Genomic DNA, 2,278 nt, shown 5'->3' with positions numbered 1-2,278 from the left:
CAATACCCCTCGTCGTGCTACCAATACTGAAGGCAACATCGTCTGGGCTTGGTACAGTGATGCCTATGGTGTCGGTCAAGTGGCTGATAACCCAGATGGTGATGGGCAAAGCGTTACTTTAAATCTGCGCTTCCCTGGTCAATACTATGATGCTGAGAGTGGGCTCTTTTACAACTATTTTCGCGATTACGATCCAAGTAGTGGACGATACCTCGAAAGTGATCCTATTGGGTTAAAAGGTGGGTTGAATACCTATGGCTATGTTGGAGGAAACCCCGTTAAGTATATTGACCAATTTGGCCTTGCTTATAGTCCAATGGGGGAGCATGGTATTCCTCGCGAGAGTAATGATGACTGCGGATGTTTAGCAAAAGCTTTTGGTTTTGAGACTGCAGCTGGTGCTGGGATGGCTGTGGCAGGAGCTCCAATTATTCCTTATCCTAGAAAAGGGGTTGATGGTAAGGCTTCAACAGGAGCAACTTCTCCAATATCTAAGCGCTTGTCACAATCAAAAAGGATACCTAGACACTTCCCCAGAAAGATAAGGGTTCCAGCGCCAACTCTTAAAAACCCTTTTGCAACAACTAACGTTATTGGTAGGGCGGCTGGTCGATGGGTTCCTATTTTTGGTTGGGGACTTTTAGCTAATGATTACAGACAGCTCATGCAATGCTTTGTCCAGTGCGAAAAAGACAAAAAGGCTTGCCAAGTTAATGAGTAAATCAAATGATTCTGATAATGACGTATATCAAACATTAACTGCTTTCTTAACTGATTGGTTATCTATTCGCAAAACTACTAAATTGACGCCTAGTACAAGAATTTTCCATGATTTAGGTGTTGATGGTGATGATGCAGTTGAGCTTTTAGAAGCCTATTCAGAAAAGTTTCAAGTTAATTTAGATAAGTTCTCTATTAACCAATATTTTGGTGAAGAGGCTCCACTAAACCCTCTTGATTTAGTTACATACTTATTGAGAGGTAAGCTGCAAGCTGATAAAAAGCCATTAACTATAAAGGATTTACTTGATGGTATAGAAAAAGGGCATCTTAAATAGAGGTCTAGGGTGAGTAGAACGGCTGGAGTGATCTAGCCGTTCTACTCACCCAGGTGCCCCAATAGGTGTAGCTATCCTGGTCAATACTATGACTCTGAGAGTGTGTTCTTTTACAACTATTTTCGCGATTACGATCCAACTACTGGACGCTACATCGAAAGTGATCCCATTGGGCTTGCTGGTGGGTTGAATACCTACGCGTATGTTGAAGGCAATCCTGTTGGTTTTGTTGACCCAAAAGGTCTTTTTAGATGGATTAGAGTGTTACCAAGAAATCAGCAAGGGCGTGTTAGAAATCTACCAAGAAACATGCAAGAAAATTGGGGAAATAAACCACAAATAAAAAAACCAGTCAGAAATAGGCATAAAAATAAACCATCTGATGATGTCCCTGAGTGGGCTAAAGAACATAGGCCTTTAAATAAAGATACAGGGGAATCATTTGCAAAACGCTTATGTGACGATAAGTATCCAGAAGGATACGGAAAAGGTGCCACTAGCGATTATAGTAAGATAAAAAAATGGGCAACAAGAGACTTTGAAAGAACTCCTATACCTGAAGTACCTAGCTCAGGGCTTCAAGATCTTAATTTTCCAGGAAGCCCTCTCTTTGATCCTGCTACATATGATCCTTGGGAAAATCCTTTTGAGAACCCAATATGAAAGAATATTATCCAATTTTGTGCAAACACGGTGCTAAAACTTTTTACCTGATATATGTCAGCACATCGGTTGATTATATACTGTCAAAACACAGTAATCACATTGCATTTACAAGCTTTGAAAAGTGCAAAATGTTTATAACTGATAACAAACTTCTTCCTTTTCATGAAGATGAGTTAGGTTTTTTTAATTTTGATGTGATTGATAAATTTATCAAAAGTAACTGCAAAACTGATTTTTCTAGAGGGGTTTTAGATTGTTGGGATTTATTTGATGATATTGGAGAAAATAATACTAAATATTGGGCTGATTACTGTAAAAAATCAGAGGAATTAAGAGATTTACACGAAAAACTGTTTTTTGAAATTGATGTATTTAACAGTGGTGACACTGTTAAATCATGTTGGAACAGCAGTGATCTTCTATTAATAAAAGATTTACTGGAATCTGGATTAACGTTATTCAATCAACATTTACATATAGAAGAGTAATTAAGCAGCTTATTAATTGACTCCCAATGCAGATTAGTTTGATCGCCCGCATATGCGGGCATTTTT

General features: G+C 38.5%; 3 protein-coding genes and 1 pseudogene. All 4 read left to right on the top strand.

Translation table 11 applies throughout. The annotated features are described in order from the left end of the window. A partial coding sequence (locus tag KCG35_RS26875; RefSeq protein ID WP_215822521.1) for an RHS repeat domain-containing protein occupies nucleotides 1–721 on the top strand: 721 nt, incomplete at its 5' end. Then, nucleotides 714–1,058 (top strand): DUF1493 family protein, encoded by a 345-nt coding sequence (locus KCG35_RS24730; protein ID WP_215822520.1) that lies wholly within the window; start codon nucleotides 714–716, stop codon nucleotides 1,056–1,058. The genes KCG35_RS26875 and KCG35_RS24730, both read left to right, overlap by 8 nt. A gap of 69 nt (nucleotides 1,059–1,127) precedes the next feature. Continuing rightward, a pseudogene (locus KCG35_RS24725) lies at nucleotides 1,128–1,721 on the top strand (RHS repeat-associated core domain-containing protein); the annotation flags it as partial. Further along, entirely contained in the window at nucleotides 1,718–2,212 is a 495-nt protein-coding gene (locus tag KCG35_RS24720; RefSeq protein ID WP_215822518.1) for a hypothetical protein, read from the top strand. The pseudogene KCG35_RS24725 and the gene KCG35_RS24720, both read left to right, overlap by 4 nt. The last annotated feature ends 66 nt before the right edge of the window (nucleotides 2,213–2,278 follow it).

Origin of the sequence: Zooshikella harenae (assembly GCF_018837975.1) — a bacterium.
Taxonomy (GTDB): domain Bacteria; phylum Pseudomonadota; class Gammaproteobacteria; order Pseudomonadales; family Zooshikellaceae; genus Zooshikella; species Zooshikella harenae.
Note: the sequence above shows the minus strand (reverse complement) of the source record. Positions and strands in the feature narration are given on the sequence as shown.

Coding starts and splice junctions, on each gene's coding strand:
- KCG35_RS24730 (WP_215822520.1), top strand. CDS start 714: ATGAGTAAATCAAATGATTCTGATAATGACGTATATCAAACATTAACT.
- KCG35_RS24720 (WP_215822518.1), top strand. CDS start 1,718: ATGAAAGAATATTATCCAATTTTGTGCAAACACGGTGCTAAAACTTTT.